This is a genomic window from Arthrobacter sp. PvP103 (assembly GCF_017833075.1).
Taxonomy (GTDB): Bacteria; Actinomycetota; Actinomycetes; order Actinomycetales; family Micrococcaceae; genus Arthrobacter.
In genome coordinates this window covers 4140437-4163147 of record NZ_JAFIBQ010000001.1, presented here as the reverse complement: position 1 = coordinate 4163147, position 22711 = coordinate 4140437, and the positions used below count along the sequence as shown (strand labels likewise).

The window sequence follows — 22711 nt, the reverse complement described above, 5'->3', positions numbered from 1 at the left end:
TTTGGCGCCTACGCCGCCGGCAGGATCTCCTGGATCCTCCACCGCCCGCCGGAACTAACCAGGACCAGGCGAAGCTGCTCCTCCGGACCGGCGGGTTCCACCGCCACGACATTTCCTCGGGTGTCCGTTTCCCGGTATGCCGAGTTGGCCACAGTGATTGCCACCACCGCGCGTGAATCCGACGCGCCTGGCTCTGCCTCGGCACGCGTCAGGGTCGTGTCAAAGCCCGCCAGGACATGACCGGCATCCCTTAGCCTCCCGCTGATTCCGGCATCGGCAGCGGCCGCCGGGGAGTTGGCCTGGTTGACCTCGTCCAGCAGTTCGAAGTGCCCTGAGCTCAACGCTGCCGACCGCAGCCCCGCCAGCCCCCGTGCGGCTTCTTCGGGCTTTTGCGATAGCGCCAGCTGCCGGGCGTCAGCCGGAGCCGGGCCGGCAGCGGCCTCCGGCGGAACGTCAGAGGCCGCTGGTGCCTGCACTGACAGGGGTGCCGCCGCCTGCTGCGGGGCCTGTTGCGGCCCGGCCAGGAACCATGCCGTGGCGATTCCCGAACAGGCAAGAGCTGCAGCTGCGGCGCCGATCCACCGCCGGCTGCTCCCGGCGTGACGGCCCGGTGCGCGGCCCTTTGGCCGGAGGGGACGGCCTGAGATGCCTAGGCGCCGGCGCCAGGTGCGCAGCTTCGCCGCACGGCGGGCATTGCGTGACGGCGGAACGTTACGGCGTGTCAGCAGCTGGGGAAGCACGGTGGGGTGGACGGACCCGGAAAGGTCCACCGGGGCGGGGTCTGCGCTCCGATAGACAGCACCGGCGAACTCCAGGGCTGTCGGCCGCTCCCGCCGGTCCTCCTTCAAGCCGGACTCCAATGCGGCGGCGAGGGCCGGCGGCACGCCCGGAACCAGCAGTGATAGCGGCGGACGGCTTTGGCCGTGTTCGGGTGCCTTCCCGGTCAGGCAGTACCAGCCGATCGCCGCCGCCGAATAGAGGTCCCGCTCGGGCTGCAGCCCCGCCCGCAGTGCATCGACGGGTGCGGGGTCCACGAAGCCTTCCGTGCCGGCCGGGGCGGAATCCGCGGCGTCGCCCACCATGCGAGTGACGCCAAGGTCCGCCAGCAGGGGCTTGCCATGGGCCGTGAACAGTACGTTGCCCGGTGCGACATCCGAGTGCATGAATCCTTTGCCGTGCAGATACCCCAGCGCCTGCGCGAGGGGCGTCAGCACCGTCACGGTTTGGCCCACGCTCAGCGGGCCGCGGCAGCTGACCAGTCGGGCCAGGGATCCCCCTGCTGCGTAATCCATGATGAGCCCCAGGCCGCCATCCGCTGCGCCTTGGAGCCTGACAAGGTCGTGCGCCTTCACCAGGTGGTCGTGATCCAGTGTGGAGAGAATCCGCAACTCACGGCGCACGGCTTCTTCCGCGGCCCGCTTCTCTCTGCCGTCAGCCCCCGTGCCGGGCGCGTACCGGGCAGGGAGTTCCGGCGGGGCGAAGCACTTCACGGCAAACTCGCGACGGGTCAGCTGTTCCCGGACAAGCCATACCCTCGCGCTGGCGCCGCGGCCAAGCTCCCGTTCAACCTGGTAGCCCGGAACCTCCGGGGCCGCACCGGCGGGACCCCCGTCGGGGGCGTCCGGGGATACCGGAGCCGCCAGGGGTGCCGGACCGCCCTCGTCTGAACCGCCGTCGTACGCGTAATCTTCCATACCCAAGGAATAGCGGAATCGGCGAAATTCCGCAGAAGTTATCCACAGGCCCTGCAATGAGAGGTTAAGCACAGAACCCGGCTCCACGGCGGACGGGGTCTAAGCTGGATACCATGACTCTTGAGTTTTCCACGCTGGGTCTTGCTCCGGATTTCGTTGATTACATGAAGGGCTGGGACACCCAGCGCGAACTCCATGACAAAGTCGTCGCAGCTGAGGCACCCAGTACAGTCCTCCTCCTCGAGCATGCCGCCGTATACACTGCCGGCAAGCTCACAGAAGACCACGAACGACCGTTCGACGGGACTCCCGTTGTAGCCGTGGACCGTGGCGGCAAGCTGACCTGGCACGGGCCCGGCCAGCTGATCGCCTATCCGATCCTCAAGCTGAAGAACCGGTCCGGCATCCGCGACTACGTTGAACGGCTCGAAGCCGTCATGATCGCCGTCATGGCCGACTACGGCATCAATGCCGAGCGGATCAAGGGACGTGCCGGCGTCTGGATCAAGGCCGACAGCAAGGGCCCGGACCGCAAGATTGCCGCGATCGGCATCCGGGTCCTGGACGGAGTCACAATGCATGGCATCGCCATCAACTGCAACAATGATCTGGCGCCCTATGCCCAGATCATTGCCTGCGGCATCACAGACGCCGGTGTCACCACGATGTCCATTGAGGCCGGCAGGACCATTACCCCCGGCGATATTGCGGAGCGGGTAGTGGAAGAATTCCGTAAGCACGAAGAAGCACTCGTTTCAAGCCCCGAAGGAGCTCTACTGTGACACTGGCACCAGAAGGCCGGAAGATGCTGCGTATTGAGCAGCGCAATGCGGCTACTCCGGTGGAGCGTAAGCCGGAGTGGATCAAGGCCAAGGTCCAGATGGGCCCGGAGTTCGTCCAGCTCAAGAACCTGGTGAAGAAGGAAGGCCTGCACACCGTCTGTGAAGAGGCCGGCTGCCCGAACATCTTCGAATGCTGGGAAGACAAGGAAGCCACTTTCCTGATCGGCGGCTCCGAATGCACCCGGCGCTGCGATTTCTGCCAGATCGATACCGGCAAGCCTTCACCGGTGGACATGTTTGAGCCCACCAAGGTGGCCCGCTCGGTCCAGGCCATGCAGCTGCGCTACGCCACCGTGACCGGCGTGGCCCGGGACGACCTCGCCGACGAGGGCGTCTGGCTCTACGCCGAGACGGTCCGCAAGATCCACGAACTGAACCCGGGCACCGGCGTCGAACTCCTGATCCCGGACTTCTCCGGCAAACCCGAACACATCGCCGCGATCTGCGACTCCAAGCCCGAGGTCTTCGCGCACAACGTCGAGACCGTCCCGCGGATCTTCAAGCGCATCCGCCCCGCGTTCCGCTACGACCGGTCCCTGGACGTCATCACGCAGGGCCGGAACCTGGGCATGGTCACGAAGTCCAACCTGATCCTGGGCATGGGAGAAACCCGGGAGGAGATCTCCGAGGCCCTGCGCGACCTGCACGAGGCCGGCTGCGACCTGATCACGATCACCCAGTACCTGCGCCCGTCCGAACGCCACCTGCCGGTGGACCGCTGGGTCAAGCCGCAGGAATTCGTCGACCTCGCCACGGAGGCCGAAGAGATCGGTTTCCTCGGCGTGATGTCCGGGCCGCTGGTCCGCTCCTCCTACCGTGCCGGCCGGCTCTGGGCCACCGCGATGCGCAAGAAGGGCTGGAACATCCCGGCCGAACTCGCGCACATCGAGTCCTCCGGCAGCACCCGCCAGGAAGCCAGCTCGCTCATCGCAGCACACCACTAGGACCTTTCGTAACATTTATGCCTGAGGGCCGGCACCGGAGTACTTCGGCGTCCGGCCCTCAGGCATAAATCACGTAGAATTAAGGCACTATGGCGAATTCCCCTGATTCCAGCAAACCGACTCCGGCAGCCTCCGACGCTCCGAAGCGTGGCCTCTTCTCTCGCAAGCCGAAGGAAGCCAAGGTCAAGAAGCCCAGCAGGCTGAAGCAGATCAACGAAGTCTTCCAGATGACGCGCCGCCACGACCCCATGGTGGTCTGGATGATGCTGCTAGCCTTCCTTGGAGTCGTAGCCGTCAGCTTCCTGGTGGGCTTCCTCCTCGACAACTGGATCACGGGCCTGATCATCGGCATCCCCCTTGGGCTGCTGGCCGCCACCCTCATCCTCTCGCGCCGCGCTGAACGGGCCGCTTTCGCCCAGATCGAAAACCAGCCCGGCGCTTCCGGGGCCGCCCTGGGCACGCTGAAGCGCGGATGGATCACCGAGGACCAGCCGGTCGCGGTCAACCCCCGCACCCAGGACGCCGTCTTCCGCGCCATCGGCCGTCCCGGCGTCGTGCTTGTCAGCGAAGGCCCCACCCACCGGGTCCGGCCCCTCGTCGACGCCGAACGCAAGCGGCTGGCGCGCATCCTGCCCAACGTCACTGTCCACGTGATTGAGAGCGGCCGTGGCGAGGGCCAGGTGCCCATCAGCCAGGTCGCCAAGAAAATGAACAAGCTGGACAAGGAACTGACCAAACTCGAGGTCAACGCTGTTTCGAAGCGCATTTCCTCGCTGGGAAACCGACTCCCCATCCCCAAGGGAATCGACCCCTACAAAGCCCGGCCGGACCGCAAAGCAGCCCGCGGCCGTTAGCAGCACAGGCAACGCCCCGGAAACCGGCCATCTGGCCGGCAACCGGGGCGTTTGCTTTGGGCCATGTGCCGGCCACGCCGAAACGTCGTCAAAAGAAACCGGAGCACCGTGAAACTTCCCTCGAAAACTACCGTCACCCGGGTCTTCCGGGCCCTCGCCGTAGCCGAAGCCTTCAGCTGGGCGGCGCTCCTCACCGGAATGTACTTCAAGTGGGTGGCCCGGACCACGGAGCTTGGCGTGGAAATTGCCGGACCCCTACACGGCGCCCTGTTCGTCGCCTACGGCGTAGCCGCGCTGGCCCTGTGGCGGCTGCAGCGGTGGCCCTTCCGGGTGGCCTTCCTCGCCGGGATCTCTGCGGTGTTTCCCTTTGCCACGGTACTGTTCGAGCGCTGGGCAGGCAGGCGCGGCTACCTGACGGCAGCGGGCACCGAGCGGCGCGCAGCCAAGGAACACGAAACCGCCGGCGTCTGAGCAGGTCCCGCCGGACGCAGCCGCAGGGCGGCCTTCCGCCGAGGCGGGGCCGCCGGGCCTGCTACATGCGCACCAGGATGGTATTCATCGCTTTATCGTGCAGGCCGCGGTGATCCGGATCGAAAATTACCGCCGGGATCACCAGGCACAGCAGCAAGGTGCGGACCAGCGCAGCCAACGGCCCAGCCGGAGCGCCACCGAGGCGCACCACATGAATGCCCAGAAGCCGGTGGCCAATGCTGTAGCCAAGAGTGCCGATCAGTAGGATCTGTTCCGCCGCAAAAACGGCCAGCGTTGCCCACGGGTCCCCGCCGAACGCGTAATTGCTGATCAACAGCGCCAGTCCCCAGTCAATGCAGATGGCCAGGATTCTACGACCGGCACGGGCGATGGACCCCCGGCCCGCCTCGGGCAGGCCAAGGCGCTCCCCCGGATATTTCGAAATGCCGGAGGTGTCCGGCCCGCTCAGCCAGGAGCCTATGTCTCTGCGATCAACCACGGATCAAGCCTATCCGGTGCACGGCGCCCGTCGTTCATCGGATCTCACCGGAACTCCCCGTGAAAGTTCCGGACAAGTTCACTCTATGGATGCGGATGGACCACAGTGTGGACACCGTATAGCGTTTACATATCAGGCGGTTCTGTAACCTGCCGGAAACATAGCGGACATGGCCGGGAAATCCCGTGTCCCTAGGGTGGTAACAGTTGCTAGCGAGCTAGGAGCGGGGACACTTTTGTGTTTTCGCGCCGTCGGATTGCGCTGGACCACATGGCTTTCCAGCCAGTTATTACTTATGCGTAAGGAGCATAGATGTTTAAGACTGCGGACGAGGTCCTCAAGTTCATCAAGGACGAAGATATTAAGTTTGTCGATATCCGCTTCACCGACCTTCCTGGCGTGCAGCAGCACTTCAACGTGCCGGCTAAGAGCGTTGATGCAGACTTCTTCATCAATGGCCAGCTCTTCGACGGTTCGTCCATCCGCGGCTTCCAGGGCATCGCCGAGTCCGACATGCAGCTCATCCCGGACGTCACCACGGCGTTCCTGGACACGTTCCGCATGGAGAAGACGCTCGCATTGAACTTCTCCATCGTGAACCCCCGCACCGGTGACCCTTACCACCGCGACCCCCGCGGCGTGGCAGAGAAGGCAGAGGCCTACCTCGCGTCCACCGGCATCGCCGACACCGCGTTCTTCGCGCCTGAAGCCGAGTTCTTCGTCTTCGACAACGTCCAGTACCAGTCCTCGCCGCAGGGCAGCTTCTACAAGATCGACTCCGAAGAAGCGCACTGGAACACCGGCCGCGAAGAAGAAGGCGGAAACCTGGGCTACAAGACCCCCGTCAAGGGCGGTTACTTCCCGGTATCCCCCACCGACAAGCAGGCTGACCTGCGCGACGCCATGTGTGTTGCGCTGGACGAAGCCGGCCTTGAGGTCGAGCGCAGCCACCACGAAGTCGGCTCCGCCGGCCAGGCTGAGATCAACTACAAGTTCACCACGCTGACCCACGCGGCAGATGACCTGCAGAAGTTCAAGTACGTCATCAAGAACACCGCGGACGCCTGGGGCAAGTCGGTCACCTTCATGCCGAAGCCCGTCTTCGGTGACAACGGCTCGGGCATGCACTGCCACCAGTCGCTGTGGAACGGTGGCGAGCCGCTGTTCTACGACGAAAAGGGCTACGCCGGTCTCTCCGACATGGCACGCTGGTACATCGGCGGCCTGCTGAAGCACTCCTCCGCCGTCCTCGCCTTCACCAACCCGACGGTCAACTCATACCGCCGCCTGGTCAAGGGCTTCGAAGCTCCGGTCAACATGGTTTACTCGCAGGGCAACCGCTCCGCCGGTATCCGCATCCCGATCACAGGCTCCAACCCGAAGGCCAAGCGCATCGAGTTCCGCGCTCCGGACCCCTCGTCCAACCCGTACCTGGCGTTCGCTGCCCAGCTGATGGCCGGCATTGACGGCATCCGCAACCGCATCGAACCGCCGGCTCCCATCGACAAGGACCTCTACGAGCTCCCCGCCGAAGAAGCCAAGGACATCCCCAAGGCTCCGGGCACCCTCGAGGAAGCCCTTGATGCCCTGGCCGAGGACAACGAGTTCCTCCAGGCCGGCGGCGTTTTCACCCAGGACCTGATCGACACCTGGATCGAGTACAAGTACGAGAACGAGATCCGTCCGCTCTCCCTGCGCCCGAACCCGTACGAATTTGAGCTCTACTACGGCGTCTAGTCGCTAGCGGCTTTCCGCCACCGGATTGCACGACGACGGCCCCCACCTTTTGGTGGGGGCCGTCGTCTTTTTGTTGCATCGGCTTTTACTGCACCGGACGCCTAAGGCGTTGCCGGCTGCGAATACCGGTTCAGCGCTTGCCGTACTTCTTATGGACGGCTTGCTTGGTGACGCCGAGGCACACTGCGATGGCCTCCCAGGAAAGCCCCGCCCTACGGGCGCGGAGCACAGCTTCCGTTTCGGTGCGCGCCAGCTCCTTGTGGAGCTCCGCGACGGTGTACAACGCTTCCGCCGGACCCTTGCCGTCCATTGAACCGATCAACGTCTTCATGGCCCACCTCCTTCGTCAACCTTAGTTGACAGAGGGCCGAGCGTCAACCCAGGTTGACAAAAGGGCCAGCGCTTGAGGCGGCTTAGAAGGCCCGGTACATGGTCCGCTGCGGTCCGGCGTTGCCGCCAAGATACTGTCCGCGGTCCTCGAATCCCGCTTTGCGGTAAGCCGCCTGGCCGGCGGGGTTTCGTTCGTTCACGGAAAGGACGACGCCGGCCTCTCCCCCGCCCAGCCTGGCCGTCAGTTTAGCGGCCTCCCGGACCGCTGCGGAGGCGGCGAGGGTGCCCAGTCCCTGGCCTTGGCGGCGGCGGTCGATCAGGAATCCGCGCAGCAGCCACACTGACTCGTCGTCAGCCCAGCCGGCCAGCGAAGCCGCGCCGCGTTGCAGCGTCAGCACACCAACCGCCGTACCGCCGGAGTCCACCACATAGGGAACGCGAGAATCCTCTTCCAGGGCCACGAGCATCATCCGCAACGGATCGCCGGCGAAGTCCTGCTGGTCGGCAGCGAGCTCAAGTTCCGCGATTTCGCCGAGCTTGATTGCCCTTGCATCGTCATCGAGGTTCTTCAGGGCAATGAGCCACACGTCTTCAGGCATGCAAGAAGCCTATCCAAACCGTCCGCGGTAACCCGCCCCGGGCCGTCCGCCCGGGCCCCGGCCGGCACCACAGACCCGCCCGGAGGCGACGGGCGGGTCAGGCCACCGGATCCTTGGGTGGCCCGGCCGGGTCCATCCAGAAGACCTCCCAGAGGTGGCCGTCCGGGTCCTGGAAGCTGTGCGTATACATAAAGCCGTAGTCCTGGGCTTCTTCGGACGGGGTACCGCCCGCAGTGAGCGCCGTCCTGACCAGCTCGTCCACAGCTTCCCGGCTGTCCAGGGAGAAGGACATAATGGCCTCCGTGGCGCTGCGGGCGTCGGCAACGGGCCTGGAGGTGAATGTCTTGAAGTAGCCCTCCACCAGCAGCATGACGAAGGCGTTGTCGTTGATGATCATTGACGTGGCGTTCTCGTCCGTGAAGTCAGGGTTGAAGGAAAAGCCCAGTGCGGTGAAGAACTCCACGCTCTTGTCGAGGTCCTTGACGGGGAGGTTCAGGAACAATTGCTTGGCCATGGGCTCCAAAATAGCACCGTGGTCAAGGCATGTCAGCCCCGGAACGCTCCCCGCCGGGCCTCCCGAATTACAGCACCTTGGAAAGGAAATCCCGGGTGCGCTGCTGCTGGGGGTTTCCGAACAGATCCTCCGGGGGTCCCTGCTCGCAGATGACGCCGTCGGCCATGAACAGCACGCGGTCGGCCACTTCCCGGGCAAAGCCCATCTCGTGGGTGACCAGCACCATTGTCATCCCGTCGCGGGCCAGGTCCTTGATGACCTGCAGCACTTCGCCCACCATTTCCGGGTCAAGCGCGGACGTCGCCTCGTCAAAGAGCATGATGTCCGGGTTCATGGCCAGCGCCCGGGCGATGGCCACGCGCTGCTTCTGGCCGCCGGAGAGCGACGCCGGGCGGGCATCCGCCTTCTCGGCTAGTCCCACGCGCTCCAGGAGCTTCAGGGCACTGGCCCGGGCCTCATCCTTGCCCTGCTTCCCGGACTCCACCGGCGCCAGCATGATGTTCTCGATCACGGACATGTGCGGAAACAGGTTAAAGTGCTGGAAGACCATGCCGATGTGCCTCCGGACCTCGTTGATATCCACCTTGGGGTCCGTCACGTCGAAGCCGTCCACTGTGACGTGGCCGCCGGTGATGTCCTCCAGCTTGTTCAGGCAGCGCAGGAAGGTGGACTTACCGGAGCCGGAAGGCCCGATCACGCAGACCACCTCGCCTTCGGCGACCTCGGCGTTGATGCCTTTGAGCACCTGGTTGGAACCGAAGGACTTCGTCAGTTCCCTGACGGAGATCTTGCTGGGGGCAGTGAGTGCCGTGCTCATTTGTTGAACCTCTTATCCGCGACGTTGGCCAGTTTGGTCAGCAGCATGATGACCACGAAGTACAGGACCGCGACAATCAGCAGGGTTTCGGTGATCCGGAAGTTCCCTGCGTAGATCTGCTGGCCCTGGTAGAGCAGTTCGGCGAATCCGATGGCGAGCAGCAGCGAGCTGTCCTTGAGCATGATGATCAGCTGGTTGATCAGGGAGGGCGTCATGATCTTGAACGCCTGCGGGACCACCACTTTTTGCATGGACTTCGCGTATCCGAGGCCCAGGCTGCGGCTGGCTTCGAGCTGGCCGGGGTCCACCGACTGGATGGAGCCGCGGACGATTTCGGTGATGTAGGCGCCGGCGTTGAGGCTGAGCGTCAGCACGCCCGCCACCCAGATGTCGATGGGCTGGCCGGTCAGTTGGGGAATGCCGAAATAGAAGAAGAAGGCCCAGACCAGCAGCGGGGTTCCCCGGAAGATGCTGACGAAGGTGGTGGCGATCCCGCGCAGCACCACGCTGGTGGAGATCTTCAGGAACCCCATGAAGAGGCCGATCAGCATGGCCAGGGCGAAGGAAATCGCGGTGACCAGGACAGTGTTGCCAAGGCCCTTCATCAGTGCCGGGAAGCTGTTGGCCAGGAGGTCCCAGAAACTGGACTCGGCGGCCTGCGTGGGGTCCTTGAGGTACTTGTCCAGGATTTCCTGGTACTTGCCGCTGGACTTCAGCTCCGCCAGGCCGGTGTTGAACGCTTGGAGCAGTTCCGGGTTCTGGCCCTTGTTGACGGCGAAGCCGTAGGAGCCGCCTTTTTCCTTCTCGGACACGGCCTTGAGTCCGTTGTTCTGGCTGATGCCGTAGGCCAGGACCGGATAGTCATCGAAAACGGCGACGGCGTTCCCTGACTTTACGAGCTCGTACATGGTGGCCGACTGGTCCAGGGCCTTAACGGTAAAGCCGTACTGGCCGGCGATCGACTTGGCGAACGTTTCGCCCTCGCTGCCGGTTTTGGCCGTAACCGTCTTGCCCTTGAGGTCTTCGTATCCCTTAACGTCCGTGTTGGACTTGGCAACGGCCATCTGCACGCCCGACTCGAAGTAGGGGTCGGAGAAGTCGTAGATCTGCTTGCGGGGTTCCGTGATGGACATGCCGGCGATGACGCCGTCCACTTGGTTGGAGGACAGCGCCTGCAGGGCCGCGTTGAAGCCGAGCGATTTGATCTCGACGGCGAATCCCTGGTTCTTGGCGATCTCGCGGATGATGTCCATGTCGATGCCGGTCAGTTCACCGCCGGCATCACGGAATTCGAACGGGGCGAACGTGGTGTCCGTGCCGATGACGAAGGTCTTTCCGGAAAGGCTCGACGGCGCGGCGGCCGGATGCGATGAACCGGCAGCCTGGTGCGCTGCGCCTGCGGCGCCTGGTGCGTCCGCCGGCGCCGCGGCGGCGCCGGCGGCACCGAAGAGCATCGCGGCCAGGGCCAGCATGGCTCCGATGACTGTGGCCGTCCGAGGCCTGGCGGCCTTGGTCTGCTGGAGTCCGGGCAAGTTGATACAACTCCTAGGTAAATGCGGCAGCCGGTCCCGAAGACCGGCAAAGTACCCCTAGAGGCTACCCGCATTTCTCCATCAGGCCTGAGAAGCCTGCCTCACTGACGCTTACTGGCCATAAAATACACGGTCAAAGACCGCACGGGCCTGCCTGCTGATCCGCAGGTAGTCCTCTTCCAGCGCCGCAGCGTTGCCGGGCTGGTAGCCGCACCAGCGGGCCACGGCTTCAAGGTCCCTGCGGGAGGAGGGCAGCAGGTCGGAGGCGCGGCCGGTCCAAATCACGTTTGCCGACCTGATGCGGCTCGCCAGCCGCCAGGCTTTGAGCAGCAGTTCGGCCTCGTCCGGTTCAAGGAATCCCAGGGAGGCCGCCGCTTCCAGCGCCGGCACGGTGGACGTGGTCCGCAGTTCCGGATGCTGTCCCGCATGTTGCAGCTGGAGCAGTTGAACGAGCCACTCGACGTCGCTCAGGCCGCCGCGGCCCAGCTTGAGGTGCCGGGCGGGATCTGCACCCCGGGGCAGCCGCTCTGCTTCAACCCTGGCTTTGACACGGCGGATTTCCCGCACGTCCTTCTCCGAGAGTTCCGCCGGATAGCGGATGGGGTCTATCAGCTGTACGAAGTCCGCGGCAAGGTCGTCGTCACCTGCGATGGGCAGTGCACGCAGCAGTGCCTGGGCTTCCCAGACCAGCGACCACCGGCGGTAGTACTCCGCATAGGATTCCAGGGAACGGACCATGGCGCCGCTCTTGCCCTCGGGCCGCAGGTCGGCATCCACCATCAGCACCCGCTCGGCCAAGATGGCGGGCTTGAGCGGCTGCGTCAGCAGATTCGAAATGTGGCCCACGATCTGCGCAGCCTGGTTCTGCGCCTCTTCGTCGGAGACCCCCGGCAGGCCGCGGTGGACGTACATGACATCCGCGTCCGAGCCGTAACCGATTTCACGGCCGCCCTGCCGCCCCATGGCCACCACCAGGACGCGTGTCTTGAGGGGACCCGATGCGGCGACAATTCCCTCTGCCACCCGGAGGGCTCCAAGCACGGCTGCACGGTCCGTGTCCGCCAGGGCGGCGCCCACCTGGTCCTGGTCCAGCAGGCCGGCGCTGTCTGCAATGGCGATCCTGAGGATCTCCCTGCGGCGGATAAGCCGGATAAGCCGCATGGCGCTTTCCGGATCCTCATGCCGCGACATTTTCGACGTGATTTCCAGCCACTGGGCTTCAAATTCCAGCGGGGCCAGGTCCTTGTCGGTCCCCAGCCAGGCGACCGATTCCGGGGAGACCTCCAGGAGGTCGGCCATCAGCCGGGAGTTGGAGAGCACATGGCACAGCCGCTCGGCGGCGGCCGTCGAGTCCCGTAGCATCCCCAGATACCAGTGCGTTGTTCCCAGTGCCTCGCTGACGCGGCGGAAACCCAGCAGCCCGGCGTCGGGGTCCACACCGTCCGCGAGCCACCCGAGCAGGATGGGCAGGAGCTGGCGCTGCAGCGCCGCGCGCCGGCTGACGCCGGCGGTGAGGGCCTCGATGTGCCGCATGGCGCCCCGGGGGTCCAGGTAACCGAGGGCGGCCAGGCGGCCCTGGGCGGCCTCCGGTGTCAGCCGGGCTTCCTCGCTGCTCAGCTTGGCGGCAGTGTTCAGCAGCGGGCGGTAAAAAATGCGCTCGTGCAGTTCTCGCACAGAGCGTTTGGTCTTCTGCCAGGCGGCCAGCAGGGCATCGGGGTGCGGGCGTTCACGGGCGAACGGGCCAAGCACGGCCTTCGCGAGGGCGCGGAGCGCGTCTTCCCGCACCGGCATCAGGTGGGTGCGGCGCAGCTGGAAGAGCTGGATCCGGTGCTCCAAGAGCCGCAGATAACGGTAGGCGTGGTCGAATTCGGCGGCGTCCGTCCGTCCGATGTAGCCGCCGGCGGAGAGGGCGGCTATGGCCGAGGTTGTGTCCCGGTGACGAAGGGATTCGTCGGCCTTGCCGTGCACCAGCTGCAGCAGTTGAACCGTGAATTCGATATCGCGCAGGCCGCCGCGGCCCAGTTTGATCTGGCGCTGCTCCTCATCCGCCGGGATGTTGTCCGTGACCCGCCGGCGCATGGCCTGTACGGATTCCACGAAACCTTCCCTGTTTGCCGAACCCCAGATCAGGGGTAGCACCGCGGCCTCGTACCGGGCACCCAGCTCCGCATCCCCGGCAATGGTCCGCGCTTTCAGGAGCGCCTGGAACTCCCAGCTCTCGGCCCAGCGGGCGTAGTAGCTCTGATGGGACGCCAGGGTCCGCACCAGCGGACCGGACTTGCCTTCGGGCCGCAGGTTGGCATCCACCTCCCAAAGGCCGGGCTCCCGGCCAATGGACATGATGGCCCTCGAAATCCCTGTAGCAAGGGCAGTACCGATGGTGTTGGCACGGGCGTCGTCGAGTCCGTCTGCCTCGATCACGTAAATGACGTCGACGTCGGAAATGTAGTTGAGTTCGCGTGCACCGCATTTGCCCATGCCGATGACGGCCAGCCCGATGTCGGCGACCTCCGCCGCATCGAACTGCTCGCCTGCTTCGGCCCGGGATACGGCCAGGGCCGCTTCGATGGCCGCACCGGCGAGGTCGGCCAGTTCGGCGCCGGCAGCGGGCATAAAGTCCAGCGGATCGGCGGCACACAGATCTTTGACCGCCAGGTCCACTACCCCCCTGCGGTAGGCGGTGCGAAGCGCCACATAGGCCTCGGGACCGGACAACCCGGCCACCGGCCTGCGCGCCTTCGGGTCTGCCTGCACGGACCGCAGAAGCCGCGACCTTAGCTCCCCGGCATCCGCCGCGACCGGTTCCGGGCTCGCGACCACGTCGAAGGCGTCAAGGTGCTCCGGGTGGCGGATCAGGAATTCACCCAAAGCTTCGGAGGCGCCCAGGACCCGGTAGAGCGGCTCGCTCGTGTCGATGTCTGCGGCAGCGAGCTTCCGAAGATCGGGATGCTTTTCGATCAGCCGGACCAGCGACTGCAGCGCGGTGTCGGGGTTGGCGGCAAGGTGGAAGCCCGCGAAGAGCGCCTCCTGGTCGATGCCTTCCAGTTCCCGGGCAGCCAGGAACCGCTCCCCCTTTTCCAGGTCACTGAAACCGGCGGAGATCAGGCGACGGGCAAGGCTCACCGTTGCCCCTTACAAAATGCCGAGATTGCGCTGCAGCTCGTAGGGCGTCACCTGGAGACGGTAGTCCTGCCATTCGGCGCGCTTGTTGCGCAGGAAGTACTCGAAGACCTGCTCACCGAGGATCTGCGGCATGAGTTCGGAATCCTCCATGGCCCTGATCGCGTCATGCAGGCTGGCGGGCAGCGGATCGTGTCCCATGGCGCGGCGCTCGGCCGAGCTCAGTGACCAGATATCGTCCTCGGCGGCGGCAGGAATCTCATAGCCCTCTTCGATGCCCTTGAGCCCGGCTCCCAGCAGCACCGCATAGGCGAGGTAGGGGTTGGCCGCGGAATCGATGCCGCGGTATTCAATGCGCGCGGACTGGCCCTTGCCCGGCTTGTACAGCGGGACGCGCACCAGCGCGGATCGGTTGTTGTGGCCCCAGCTCAGGTAACTCGGCGCTTCGCCGCCGCCCCACAGCCGCTTGTACGAGTTCACGAACTGGTTGGTCACGGCCGTGAATTCGGGGGCGTGCTTGAGGATGCCCGCGATGAACTGTTTGGCCGTTTTGGACAGCTGGAATTCGGCACCGGCTTCGTAGAAGGCGTTCGTATCGCCCTCGAACAGCGAGAAGTGGGTGTGCATGCCCGAGCCCGGGTGGGCTGTGAACGGCTTGGGCATAAACGTGGCGTAGGTGCCCTGCTGCAGCGCCACTTCCTTGATGACGGTGCGAAAAGTCATGATGTTGTCCGCGGTCTGCAGGGCATCCGCGTAACGGAGATCGATCTCGTTCTGGCCCGGACCGGCTTCGTGGTGGCTGAATTCGACGGAGATCCCTACGGATTCGAGCATGGTGACGGCGGTGCGGCGGAAATCCTGTGCGACGCCGCCGGGGACGTGGTCGAAGTAGCCGCCCTCGTCGACAGGGACGGGCGAGCCATCCGGGCCCGGCTCCTGCGACTTCAGCAGGTAGAACTCGATTTCGGGGTGGGTGTAGCAGGTGAAGCCCATGTCGGCTGCTTTGGCGAGGGTGCGCTTCAGGACGTTACGGGGGTCCGCCGCGGAGGGTTCGCCGTCGGGCGTCAGAATGTCGCAGTACATTCGCGACGTCTGTTCGGTTTCCCCACGCCACGGCAGGATCTGGAAGGTGGACGGGTCCGGCTGCGCCAGCATGTCCGATTCGAACACGCGGGCCAAGCCCTCGATCGCGGAACCGTCGAAGCCCAGGCCTTCTTCGAAGGCACCCTCGACTTCGGCGGGGGCAAGCGCAACAGACTTGAGTGAACCCACGACATCCGTGAACCACAGACGCACGAACCGTACATCTCGCTCTTCGATCGTCCGCAGGACAAACTCTTGCTGGCGGTCCATTATGGCCTCTTCTCCGGATCAACATTTTGATGCCCCGGGTCCGTATTCCATAGAGCCGGCGGCAGCTCACGATTCACTTTACTAAGCATTCGCGCCGAATGTTGGTGCCGGACCTCTGCGTAACACAGCGTTAACACGCACAGCGGCACGCTGCGGCGGGCTTCGGGGATGCGACCGGCTTTCGGGGGACGTTGCTTTGTGACGCGATTCACCGGAACGGGCGGACCGTCCGGTAGCTAGGACGCACAGTACCGCATTACGCTCTAGCCATGGCCACAAGCAACAGTTCCGATTCCAGCATGTCCGCTGAAGTACCTGCTCCCTACGGCAACGGGCCCGCCAATGCGCCCGCAACGCCGTCGGACACCGCCAAAAAGCCCGTGGCACGAATCCGGACCCACCACCTGCAGCAGGCCAAAGACAAAGGTGAACACTTTGCCATGCTGACGGCTTACGAACAGTACACGGCAGAGATCTTCGACGAAGCGGGCATCGAGGTGCTCCTCGTGGGCGACTCCGCGTCCAACAACGTCTTCGGTAACGAAACCAGCCTTCCCGTCACCGTGGACGAGCTCCTTCCGCTGTGCCGGGCCGTGGCGCGGTCGGCCAAACGGGCGCTTGTGGTCGCGGACCTTCCGTTCGGAAGCTATGAGGTTTCAGCCGAGCAGGCCGTGGCCACCGGAGTCCGCTTCCTGAAGGAAGGACTCGCCCATGCCGTGAAGATTGAAGGCGGCAAGTTCTACGCTGACACCGTCCGGGCCATGGTCCAGGCCGGCATTCCGGTGATGGCGCACATCGGCTTCACCCCGCAGAGCGAGCATTCCCTGGGCGGCTACCGGGTCCAGGGCCGGGGCGATGATGCGCAGAGGCTGATCGATGACGCGGTCGCACTCGCCGAGGCCGGCGCCTTCAGCGTCCTGATGGAAATGGTTCCGGCCGCCACGGCTGCGGCCGTTGACGCCGCCATTGCAGTTCCCACCGTGGGCATCGGCGCGGGTAACACCACAACCGGCCAGGTCCTGGTGTGGCAGGACATGGCGGGACTACGCGGCGGCAAAATGGCCAAATTCGTCAAACAGTATGCTGACCTGCGAACGTCGCTGAGCAACGCGGCCAAGGCCTACGGTGACGACGTCCGGACGGGCCAGTTCCCCGGCCCCGAGCATTCGTTCTAGCCGGACTCCGGCCGGGCCGCCCGGCTGGTGCCTCAGTCCTCGTCGCCCTTTTCCCATGACTCGTTGCGTGCCCTGACCTTCTCCAGTGCATGCTCGGCTTCAGCGCGCGTCTTGTATGGCCCGATCAGCTGCGTCCAGTCGGACATGGCGTCTTCTTCCACCTCATGGGTCTTGACGTTGTACCAGTACTCGGTCATCGCTGCTCCTCGCATCGTGCAGGCTCCGCGCCCGCTGAAAGTGATCCGCGTAACGTAGGGCGCCATCGGGTTCCGATCCGGCTGTCCGTTACATGGGCTTCTGTGCCTGCTTATATGATCAATCTATGCCTTCTCTTGCCTCGACTGCACCCACCGGCACCCTGGTCCCCGGAACCGTCAGCCCGCAGCTGCCTGTCCCGGCGTCAATTCCCCGCCCCGAGTATGTGGGCAAGCCGGGTCCGGAGAAGTTCACCGGCTCGGAGGTGAAATCCGCCGAGACCATCGAGAAGATCAGGATCGCCAGCAGGATCGCGGCCCAGGCAATCGTTGAGGTCGGCAAGCACATCGAGCCCGGCGTTACAACGGACCAGCTGGACAGGATCGGGCACGAGTTCCTGCTCGACCACCAGGCGTACCCGTCGACCTTGGGTTACCGGGGCTTCCCAAAATCCCTGTGCTCCTCGCTGAACGAAGTGATCTGCCATGGAATACCGGACAGCACGGTGGTCCAGGACGGCGACATCCTGAACATCGACATCACCGCCTTCATCGGGGGTGTGCACGGCGACACAAACTTCACGTTCCTGGTGGGTGACGTCGATGAAGAGTCGCGGCTCCTCGTGGAGCGCACCAGGGAATCCCTGAACCGTGCCATCAAGGCCGTGGCCCCCGGACGTGAAATCAACGTGATCGGCCGCGCCATCCAGTCCTACGCCAAGCGCTTCGGCTACGGCGTGGTCCGGGATTTCACCGGCCACGGTGTTGGCGAGGCTTTCCACACCGGCTTGATCATTCCGCATTATGATGCCGCTCCCGCCTACAACACGGTCATGGAAACGGGCATGGTGTTCACCATTGAACCGATGTTGACCCTCGGTACGGTTGAGTGGGACATGTGGGCTGATGACTGGACCGTGGTGACGCGTGACCGCAAGCGCACTGCCCAATTCGAGCACACCCTGCTCGTTACCGAGTCCGGCGCAGAAATCCTTACCCTGCCCTGATCACCCCTCCCGGCATGTGCCGGAACCTTAGCCCACAACCCTTTGCCCGCCCACAGCCACGAACGGAATCACATTGGCCAAGAAGGACGACAAGTCAACCAAGAACGCCCCGCTGATCGGAATCGACATCGGCGGAACCGGAATCAAGGGCGGCATTGTCGACCTCAAAAAGGGCAAACTCGTGGGCGACCGCTTCCGCGTTCCGACGCCGCAGCCCGCGACGCCGGAGTCGGTTGCCGAAACGGTCGCAGCGGTGGTCGCTGAGCTCGACGCCCGGCCGGACGCGCCGTCCCCCGATTCGCCGATCGGCGTAACGTTCCCCGGCATCATCCAGCACGGTGTGGTTCATTCCGCAGCCAACGTCGATAAGTCCTGGCTCAACACGGATATTGACACGCTGCTGACCAAGCGCCTGGGCCGCCCGGTGGAGGTCATCAACGACGCCGACGCCGCGGGTCTCGCCGAAGCCCGCTACGGAGCGGGAGCGGGTGTCTCCGGGACCGTCCTCGTGATTACCCTTGGGACGGGCATTGGCTCGGCCTTCATCTTCAACGGCAAGCTGGTCCCGAACGCCGAACTCGGACACCTCGAGATCGACGGTTTTGACGCCGAGAGCAAGGCCTCCGCCGTGGCACGTGAACGCGACGGCCTAAGCTGGACCGAGTACAGCGTGCTGCTCCAGCGCTACTTCTCGCATGTTGAATTCCTGTTCTCCCCCGAACTGTTCATCGTCGGCGGCGGCATCTCCAAGCGGGCCGACGAGTACCTGCCGCACATGAAGCTGCGCACGAAGATCGTCCCGGCCGAGCTCAAGAACGACGCCGGCATTGTGGGCGCCGCCATCGAAGTTGCACTCACGCACAAACTGGCCAAGTAGGCGGGCTGCCGGTTCCATGACTGCCTCAGCGGGGGACGTTGCCCTGGTCACCGGGGCCAGCCGTGGAATCGGCGCCGCCATCGCCCTCCGCGCGGCTCGGGCCGGTTACGCCGTCCTGGTCAACTATTCCGCGGACTCCGCCGGAGCTGCATCCGTAGTGCAGGAAATTCGGGATGACGGCGGCACGGCGCTGGCGCACCAGGCAGACGTCAGCGATCCGGAAGCAGTTGGATCAATGTTCGACCAGGCGGCTACTTTGGGCGCCGTCACGGCTGTGATCAACAATGCGGGGATTACGGGCAACCTGATCGGCAACCTCTCGGACGTTCCTCCGGCAACTGTCCGACGTGTCATGGACGTCAACGTGTCAGGGCTGATCTATGTCTGCCAGGAAGCGGTGCGGCGGCTCAGCACAGCCACTGGCGGACCCGGCGGGTCCATCGTCAACATTTCTTCCACCGCGACGAAGGCCGGGTCGCCGGGCACTTGGGCGCATTACGCAGCGTCGAAGGGTGCTGTTGATGTACTCACGGTGGGGCTTGCCTCGGAAGTCGCTGCGCAGGGAATCCGGGTCAACTGCGTCGCCCCCGGGAGCACCAACACCGGCCTGCACGCAGCAGCGGGAATGCCCGACCGGGTGGAGCGCCTGAATCCGACCATCCCCATGGGCCGGGGCGCCGAACCTGACGAGGTTGCGGCTGCGGTGCTGTGGCTGCTGTCCCGCGACGCCGGTTACATTACCGGAGCCGTACTCCCAGTGGCCGGAGGCCGCTGACCGCAATCGTCCCCGGGGTTTGGTGCCGGTGGTGGCTTCGGCTTCCCCTCCGCTGCCACCACCGGAGTCTAGAGTGGGCTCTTCTCGGAGCTCTTGCCCTTGGCGGCCTTGGCTTCGACTTCCGCTTCATGGCGGAGGATGGAAATAGCTGTCTCAAAATCTTCCAGGGATTCGAATGCCTGGTACACGCTCGCGAACCGAAGATAAGCGACTTCGTCCAGTTTCTGGAGCGGGCTGAGGATGGCCAGGCCCACCTCGTGGGCCTCAATTTCCGCAGCGCCGGACGCGCGGATCGTTTCCTCGACTTCCTGCGCCAGCATGGCAAGATCGTCTTCAGTCACGGGGCGGCCCTGGCAGGCTTTCCGTACGCCGTTGATCACCTTGCTTCGGCTGAATGGCTCGCCGACACCGGAACGCTTGATCACCGTGAGGCTGGTGGTCTCCACGGTGGTGAAGCGGCGGCCGCATTCAGGACACTGCCGGCGGCGGCGGATGGCGGAACCGTCGTCGGCCATGCGACTGTCCACGACGCGGGAATCAGGGTTGCGGCAAAACGGACAGTACACGTTGCTTCCTTCCCTGGCCGGCGCTGATCGGGCCGAACGTCATTCCCAGGACTTCGATCCTGGGATACATTCGCCCGATCCCAGTTTACGACTACATGTAGCTGAATAACAAGCCTGTAATTACTACATGTAGTGGTTATTCCGTTCCGGCGAACCTCGCCGTCACGGCCTCGCCGTGGGCAGGCAGGTCCTCTGCGCCCGCGAGGCTGACGATGTGCCCGCTGACCTTCTTGAGGGCCGGCTTGCTGTAGTTGACCACCTGGATGGCACGAAGGAACGTGGTGACATTAAGGCCGGAAGAGAAAGCAGCCGTGCCGCTCGTCGGCAGCACGTGGTTGGACCCTGCACAGTAGTCCCCCAGGCTGACGGGGCTGTAGTCCCCCACGAAGATCGCTCCAGCGTTGCGGACACGGGCAGCCACAGCCGAGGCATCCGCCGTCATGATTTCAAGGTGCTCCGCGGCGTAGGCATCACAGGTCGCGATTCCCTGCTCAAGGTCGTCCACGAGCACCACGCCGGACTGCGGGCCGGACAAGGCTTCCCGTACACGTTCGGAATGCTTGGTCAAGGCAGCCTGCACGGCGAGCTCGGCGCGGACGGCCCCGGCAAGATCCTCTGAGTCGGTGATGAGGACCGAGGCGGCCTTCGGATCGTGTTCGGCCTGGCTGATGAGGTCGGCCGCCACCAGCGACGGGCGGGCGGTCCTGTCCGCAAGGATGGCGATTTCCGTGGTGCCGGCCTCGGAATCGATGCCGACAACACCTTTGACCAGCCGTTTGGCCGTGGCAACAAAGATGTTGCCCGGCCCGGTCACTACGTCCACCGGATCCAGGGCTGCCTCCGCGTCGTCGGCGGGAACACCGTAGGCAAAGGCCGCGATGGCCTGTGCGCCCCCGATGGCGTATACCTCATCAATGCCAAGCAGCGCCGCCGCGGCAAGGATGGTGGGGTGCGGGAGCCCCCCGAAGTTTTTCTGGGGAGGAGAAGCCAGGGCAATGGAGGCAACGCCGGCCGCCAGCGCCGGGACGACGTTCATGATGACCGACGACGGGTAGACAGCCAGTCCGCCGGGCACATACAGCCCCACGCGACCAACCGGCACCCAGTTCTGGCTAACGACGGCACCCTCGCCCAGTTCGACGTCGACGTTTGCCGGCCGCTGGCTGTCTGCGAACTTGCGCGCCCTGCTGATCGATTCTTCGAGGGCCGCCCGCACTGCCGGGTCCAGCTCCTCCAGCGCCGCGCGCAGCGCGGCGCCCGGCACCCGCGGGTGTGCCTGCTCGACGCCGTCGAACGTTCTTGCGAACTCACTCAGGGCGGCGAAGCCCCGGGACCGGACCGCGGTAATGATGTCGGTGACCTTCTGCTCGGCATCCGCCATGGTCTGGTGCCGGGCACGCGGGACAGCCGCCCGGAGTCCGGCGAGCGAGAGCCGCTGACCGCGCAGGTCAATGGTGCGGTAGTTGATGGCCGGGGCTGTGGTCTGTACGGGGCTGTCCGGAGAAATGGTCACCCGCCCATTTTACGTGCCGTCGGAGGACCTTCGTTCCCTGTTAAGTTGGCTCAGGAAAGGACGGCCGCCCGGGGACCGTAAGCCTACGTGTCCTGCGCCGGCGGGCTACCCAGGAGGCTGAGCAGGTTTGCCACGAAGACCGCTATTGCCACCGCCGCGGGCCAGATGGCCAGAACGGCCAAGGCGCGGAGCGAGAACGCGATGCTGGCATTCCGGGCAGTGTCTTCGGCCGGGCCCCACCATTGCCCCGCCAGCACCCCGGTTTGCCAGGCGATAAGTGCGCCGAGCGCCCCTCCCACTACGGCGAGGAGGACCGTCCCGGGCGCGGGGGCTCCGGTGCGTTTTCCGTTCAGGAGGAATCCGGTCACGCAACCCGCCAGCAGGAACAGGCCCGCCAGCACGAGGTCCCGGGGAAGCCAGCCTTCAACATTCGTACCGGTGGCCAGGGAAGGATCGCCGGACAAAAGGTTCAGCCCGCCGGGCGCCAGCAGCCACCACACGAGTCCTACCGGTATCCCTGCAGCGGCTGTGACCGCCGGCACACGCCACGAAGGTGGGTCACCACGGTAAAGTTCACCATAGGCGGGCGGGTTGCCAGCGTCCCCGGAAAACTTCGGATTCTGCGGAACCGGGCCGGTGCCTGATGGCTGTGTCATGAAACAAAGATTAACAAACGTTCACCGCCGTTAAACAAATGACGCGGCAGGTAACCAAGTCATCCACAGCATCGGGCGCCCCCTACGCTGGGCAAGCAGGACCCAACCACGATATTTTTTCAGCAGGGAGTTAGATCACAGTGACCTCAGACAACGCAGCCTTCGAAGGCACGTTCAAGGAGATGTTCCGCCGGCATGCGGCCGGCGTGGCAATTATCACCGTGAACTACAACGGCACCCCGTACGGATTCACCGCCACCTCTGTTGCGTCCTTGTCCGCCCAACCCCCGCGCTTCACCTTCAACATGGCCCGCAGCTCCAGTTCATGGCCGGCTATCGCCAACACGACCCACATCGGCGTCCATATGCTCGGACTCGACAACCAGGAACTGGCAGACCGGTTCGCCCGGACCAAAAACAGGTTTGAGGGCGACCACTGGGAGCTCGGACCGTACGAAGTGCCCATCCTCAAGGACGTGGCCGGCTGGCTGATCGGCAAAATCCAGATGCGCCTGTCCTTCGAGAACAATGCGGTTGTTGTGGTGGAAGTCGTGGAAGGACAGGTCGGCGAAGACGGAACGCCGCTGCTCTATCATTCGGGCGCCTACAGCCAGCCCGTGCCTCTCGACTACGAAATCTAGG

The 22711-nt window shown here is 64.7% G+C and carries 23 protein-coding genes; 10 read left to right on the top strand and 13 right to left on the bottom strand.

Annotated features, from left to right (window positions below; all coding sequences use genetic code 11):
* Positions 1 to 8: 8 nt before the first annotated feature.
* On the bottom strand, positions 9 to 1694 hold the full coding sequence (locus tag JOE41_RS19015) for a serine/threonine-protein kinase (RefSeq protein ID WP_209753239.1): 1686 nt from the start codon (positions 1692 to 1694) through the stop codon (positions 9 to 11).
* Between the two features lie 104 nt (positions 1695 to 1798).
* Between JOE41_RS19015 and lipB the strand changes: the two genes are divergently transcribed.
* The 4 genes from lipB (at position 1799) to JOE41_RS18995 (ending at position 4805) form a co-directional block, all read left to right on the top strand.
* Positions 1799 to 2476, top strand: a complete 678-nt coding sequence (gene lipB, locus JOE41_RS19010) for a lipoyl(octanoyl) transferase LipB (protein WP_374068733.1) — start codon at positions 1799 to 1801, stop codon at positions 2474 to 2476.
* Entirely contained in the window at positions 2473 to 3480 is a 1008-nt protein-coding gene (gene lipA / locus JOE41_RS19005) for a lipoyl synthase (protein ID WP_209753238.1), read from the top strand. Before lipB ends, lipA begins: the two co-directional genes overlap by 4 nt.
* 89 nt (positions 3481 to 3569) lie before the next feature.
* A complete protein-coding gene (locus JOE41_RS19000; protein ID WP_011691463.1) occupies positions 3570 to 4334 on the top strand; it encodes a DUF4191 domain-containing protein in 765 nt (254 codons plus the stop codon).
* Between the two features lie 108 nt (positions 4335 to 4442).
* A complete protein-coding gene (locus JOE41_RS18995; protein WP_209753237.1) occupies positions 4443 to 4805 on the top strand; it encodes a DUF3817 domain-containing protein in 363 nt (120 codons plus the stop codon).
* A gap of 61 nt (positions 4806 to 4866) precedes the next feature.
* Here JOE41_RS18995 and JOE41_RS18990 read toward each other — a convergent pair whose 3' ends face one another.
* Positions 4867 to 5304: an RDD family protein gene (locus JOE41_RS18990; RefSeq protein WP_011691461.1), complete on the bottom strand. Its 438-nt coding sequence runs from the start codon at positions 5302 to 5304 to the stop codon at positions 4867 to 4869.
* Between the two features lie 312 nt (positions 5305 to 5616).
* Between JOE41_RS18990 and glnA (JOE41_RS18985) the strand changes: the two genes are divergently transcribed.
* On the top strand, positions 5617 to 7041 hold the full coding sequence (gene glnA, locus JOE41_RS18985) for a type I glutamate--ammonia ligase (protein ID WP_011691460.1): 1425 nt from the start codon (positions 5617 to 5619) through the stop codon (positions 7039 to 7041).
* 130 nt (positions 7042 to 7171) lie between these two features.
* Here glnA (JOE41_RS18985) and JOE41_RS18980 read toward each other — a convergent pair whose 3' ends face one another.
* The 7 genes from JOE41_RS18980 to glnA (JOE41_RS18950) all read right to left on the bottom strand — a co-directional run bounded on the left by JOE41_RS18980 (position 7172) and on the right by glnA (JOE41_RS18950) (position 15306).
* Entirely contained in the window at positions 7172 to 7372 is a 201-nt protein-coding gene (locus tag JOE41_RS18980; protein ID WP_209753236.1) for an AsnC family protein, read from the bottom strand.
* An 82-nt stretch (positions 7373 to 7454) separates the two neighbouring features.
* A complete protein-coding gene (locus JOE41_RS18975; RefSeq protein ID WP_209753235.1) occupies positions 7455 to 7970 on the bottom strand; it encodes a GNAT family N-acetyltransferase in 516 nt (171 codons plus the stop codon).
* A gap of 97 nt (positions 7971 to 8067) precedes the next feature.
* Positions 8068 to 8484, bottom strand: coding sequence for a VOC family protein (locus JOE41_RS18970; RefSeq protein ID WP_043429647.1), 417 nt, complete (start codon positions 8482 to 8484; stop codon positions 8068 to 8070).
* Between the two features lie 67 nt (positions 8485 to 8551).
* Positions 8552 to 9301, bottom strand: coding sequence for an amino acid ABC transporter ATP-binding protein (locus JOE41_RS18965; protein ID WP_209753234.1), 750 nt, complete (start codon positions 9299 to 9301; stop codon positions 8552 to 8554).
* Entirely contained in the window at positions 9298 to 10755 is a 1458-nt protein-coding gene (locus JOE41_RS18960) for an amino acid ABC transporter substrate-binding protein/permease (RefSeq protein ID WP_209753690.1), read from the bottom strand. The genes JOE41_RS18965 and JOE41_RS18960 overlap by 4 nt, the downstream gene beginning before the upstream one ends.
* 189 nt (positions 10756 to 10944) lie before the next feature.
* A complete protein-coding gene (locus tag JOE41_RS18955) occupies positions 10945 to 13956 on the bottom strand; it encodes a bifunctional [glutamine synthetase] adenylyltransferase/[glutamine synthetase]-adenylyl-L-tyrosine phosphorylase (protein WP_209753233.1) in 3012 nt (1003 codons plus the stop codon).
* 9 nt (positions 13957 to 13965) lie between these two features.
* On the bottom strand, positions 13966 to 15306 hold the full coding sequence (glnA, locus tag JOE41_RS18950) for a type I glutamate--ammonia ligase (RefSeq protein WP_011691452.1): 1341 nt from the start codon (positions 15304 to 15306) through the stop codon (positions 13966 to 13968).
* Positions 15307 to 15575: 269 nt separating this feature from the next.
* On the opposite strand from glnA (JOE41_RS18950), the gene panB reads away from it, so the two are divergent.
* Entirely contained in the window at positions 15576 to 16481 is a 906-nt protein-coding gene (gene panB, locus JOE41_RS18945; RefSeq protein WP_011691451.1) for a 3-methyl-2-oxobutanoate hydroxymethyltransferase, read from the top strand.
* A gap of 32 nt (positions 16482 to 16513) precedes the next feature.
* Here the strand turns inward: panB and JOE41_RS18940 are convergent, their stop codons facing one another.
* Positions 16514 to 16678 carry a hypothetical protein gene (locus tag JOE41_RS18940; protein WP_011691450.1) on the bottom strand — a complete coding sequence of 55 codons (165 nt, stop codon included), beginning with the start codon at positions 16676 to 16678 and terminating at the stop codon, positions 16514 to 16516.
* A 125-nt stretch (positions 16679 to 16803) separates the two neighbouring features.
* Between JOE41_RS18940 and map the strand changes: the two genes are divergently transcribed.
* From map to JOE41_RS18925, 3 genes are all read left to right on the top strand, one after another.
* Positions 16804 to 17682 (top strand): type I methionyl aminopeptidase, encoded by an 879-nt coding sequence (map, locus tag JOE41_RS18935; protein ID WP_209753232.1) that lies wholly within the window; start codon positions 16804 to 16806, stop codon positions 17680 to 17682.
* Between the two features lie 73 nt (positions 17683 to 17755).
* Positions 17756 to 18559: a polyphosphate--glucose phosphotransferase gene (gene ppgK / locus JOE41_RS18930; protein WP_011691448.1), complete on the top strand. Its 804-nt coding sequence runs from the start codon at positions 17756 to 17758 to the stop codon at positions 18557 to 18559.
* A 16-nt stretch (positions 18560 to 18575) separates the two neighbouring features.
* Positions 18576 to 19334, top strand: coding sequence for an SDR family oxidoreductase (locus tag JOE41_RS18925; protein WP_209753231.1), 759 nt, complete (start codon positions 18576 to 18578; stop codon positions 19332 to 19334).
* Between the two features lie 68 nt (positions 19335 to 19402).
* Here JOE41_RS18925 and nrdR read toward each other — a convergent pair whose 3' ends face one another.
* From nrdR to JOE41_RS18910, 3 genes are all read right to left on the bottom strand, one after another.
* Positions 19403 to 19900 (bottom strand): transcriptional regulator NrdR, encoded by a 498-nt coding sequence (nrdR, locus tag JOE41_RS18920; protein ID WP_011691446.1) that lies wholly within the window; start codon positions 19898 to 19900, stop codon positions 19403 to 19405.
* A 136-nt stretch (positions 19901 to 20036) separates the two neighbouring features.
* Positions 20037 to 21413 (bottom strand): histidinol dehydrogenase, encoded by a 1377-nt coding sequence (gene hisD / locus JOE41_RS18915; protein ID WP_209753230.1) that lies wholly within the window; start codon positions 21411 to 21413, stop codon positions 20037 to 20039.
* A gap of 83 nt (positions 21414 to 21496) precedes the next feature.
* The gene (locus JOE41_RS18910) at positions 21497 to 22069 is read right to left on the bottom strand and encodes a hypothetical protein (RefSeq protein WP_209753229.1); all 573 of its coding nucleotides are present in this window, start codon (positions 22067 to 22069) and stop codon (positions 21497 to 21499) included.
* 182 nt (positions 22070 to 22251) lie between these two features.
* Here JOE41_RS18910 and JOE41_RS18905 point away from each other — a divergent pair, with 182 nt between their 5' ends.
* Positions 22252 to 22710, top strand: coding sequence for a flavin reductase family protein (locus JOE41_RS18905; RefSeq protein ID WP_245201285.1), 459 nt, complete (start codon positions 22252 to 22254; stop codon positions 22708 to 22710).
* The last annotated feature ends 1 nt before the right edge of the window (position 22711 follow it).

What these genes read in the sequence shown, in the direction of transcription:
- JOE41_RS19015 (WP_209753239.1), bottom strand. Translation starts at nt 1,694, where the DNA reads ATGGAAGATTACGCGTACGACGGCGGTTCAGACGAGGGCGGTCCGGCA.
- JOE41_RS19000 (WP_011691463.1), top strand. Translation starts at nt 3,570, where the DNA reads ATGGCGAATTCCCCTGATTCCAGCAAACCGACTCCGGCAGCCTCCGAC.
- glnA (WP_011691460.1), top strand. Translation starts at nt 5,617, where the DNA reads ATGTTTAAGACTGCGGACGAGGTCCTCAAGTTCATCAAGGACGAAGAT.
- JOE41_RS18980 (WP_209753236.1), bottom strand. Translation starts at nt 7,372, where the DNA reads ATGAAGACGTTGATCGGTTCAATGGACGGCAAGGGTCCGGCGGAAGCG.
- JOE41_RS18975 (WP_209753235.1), bottom strand. Translation starts at nt 7,970, where the DNA reads ATGCCTGAAGACGTGTGGCTCATTGCCCTGAAGAACCTCGATGACGAT.
- JOE41_RS18970 (WP_043429647.1), bottom strand. Translation starts at nt 8,484, where the DNA reads ATGGCCAAGCAATTGTTCCTGAACCTCCCCGTCAAGGACCTCGACAAG.
- JOE41_RS18965 (WP_209753234.1), bottom strand. Translation starts at nt 9,301, where the DNA reads ATGAGCACGGCACTCACTGCCCCCAGCAAGATCTCCGTCAGGGAACTG.
- JOE41_RS18960 (WP_209753690.1), bottom strand. Translation starts at nt 10,755, where the DNA reads ATGCTCTTCGGTGCCGCCGGCGCCGCCGCGGCGCCGGCGGACGCACCA.
- glnA (WP_011691452.1), bottom strand. Translation starts at nt 15,306, where the DNA reads ATGGACCGCCAGCAAGAGTTTGTCCTGCGGACGATCGAAGAGCGAGAT.
- panB (WP_011691451.1), top strand. Translation starts at nt 15,576, where the DNA reads ATGGCCACAAGCAACAGTTCCGATTCCAGCATGTCCGCTGAAGTACCT.
- JOE41_RS18940 (WP_011691450.1), bottom strand. Translation starts at nt 16,678, where the DNA reads ATGACCGAGTACTGGTACAACGTCAAGACCCATGAGGTGGAAGAAGAC.
- map (WP_209753232.1), top strand. Translation starts at nt 16,804, where the DNA reads ATGCCTTCTCTTGCCTCGACTGCACCCACCGGCACCCTGGTCCCCGGA.
- JOE41_RS18925 (WP_209753231.1), top strand. Translation starts at nt 18,576, where the DNA reads ATGACTGCCTCAGCGGGGGACGTTGCCCTGGTCACCGGGGCCAGCCGT.
- JOE41_RS18910 (WP_209753229.1), bottom strand. Translation starts at nt 22,069, where the DNA reads ATGACACAGCCATCAGGCACCGGCCCGGTTCCGCAGAATCCGAAGTTT.
- JOE41_RS18905 (WP_245201285.1), top strand. Translation starts at nt 22,252, where the DNA reads ATGTTCCGCCGGCATGCGGCCGGCGTGGCAATTATCACCGTGAACTAC.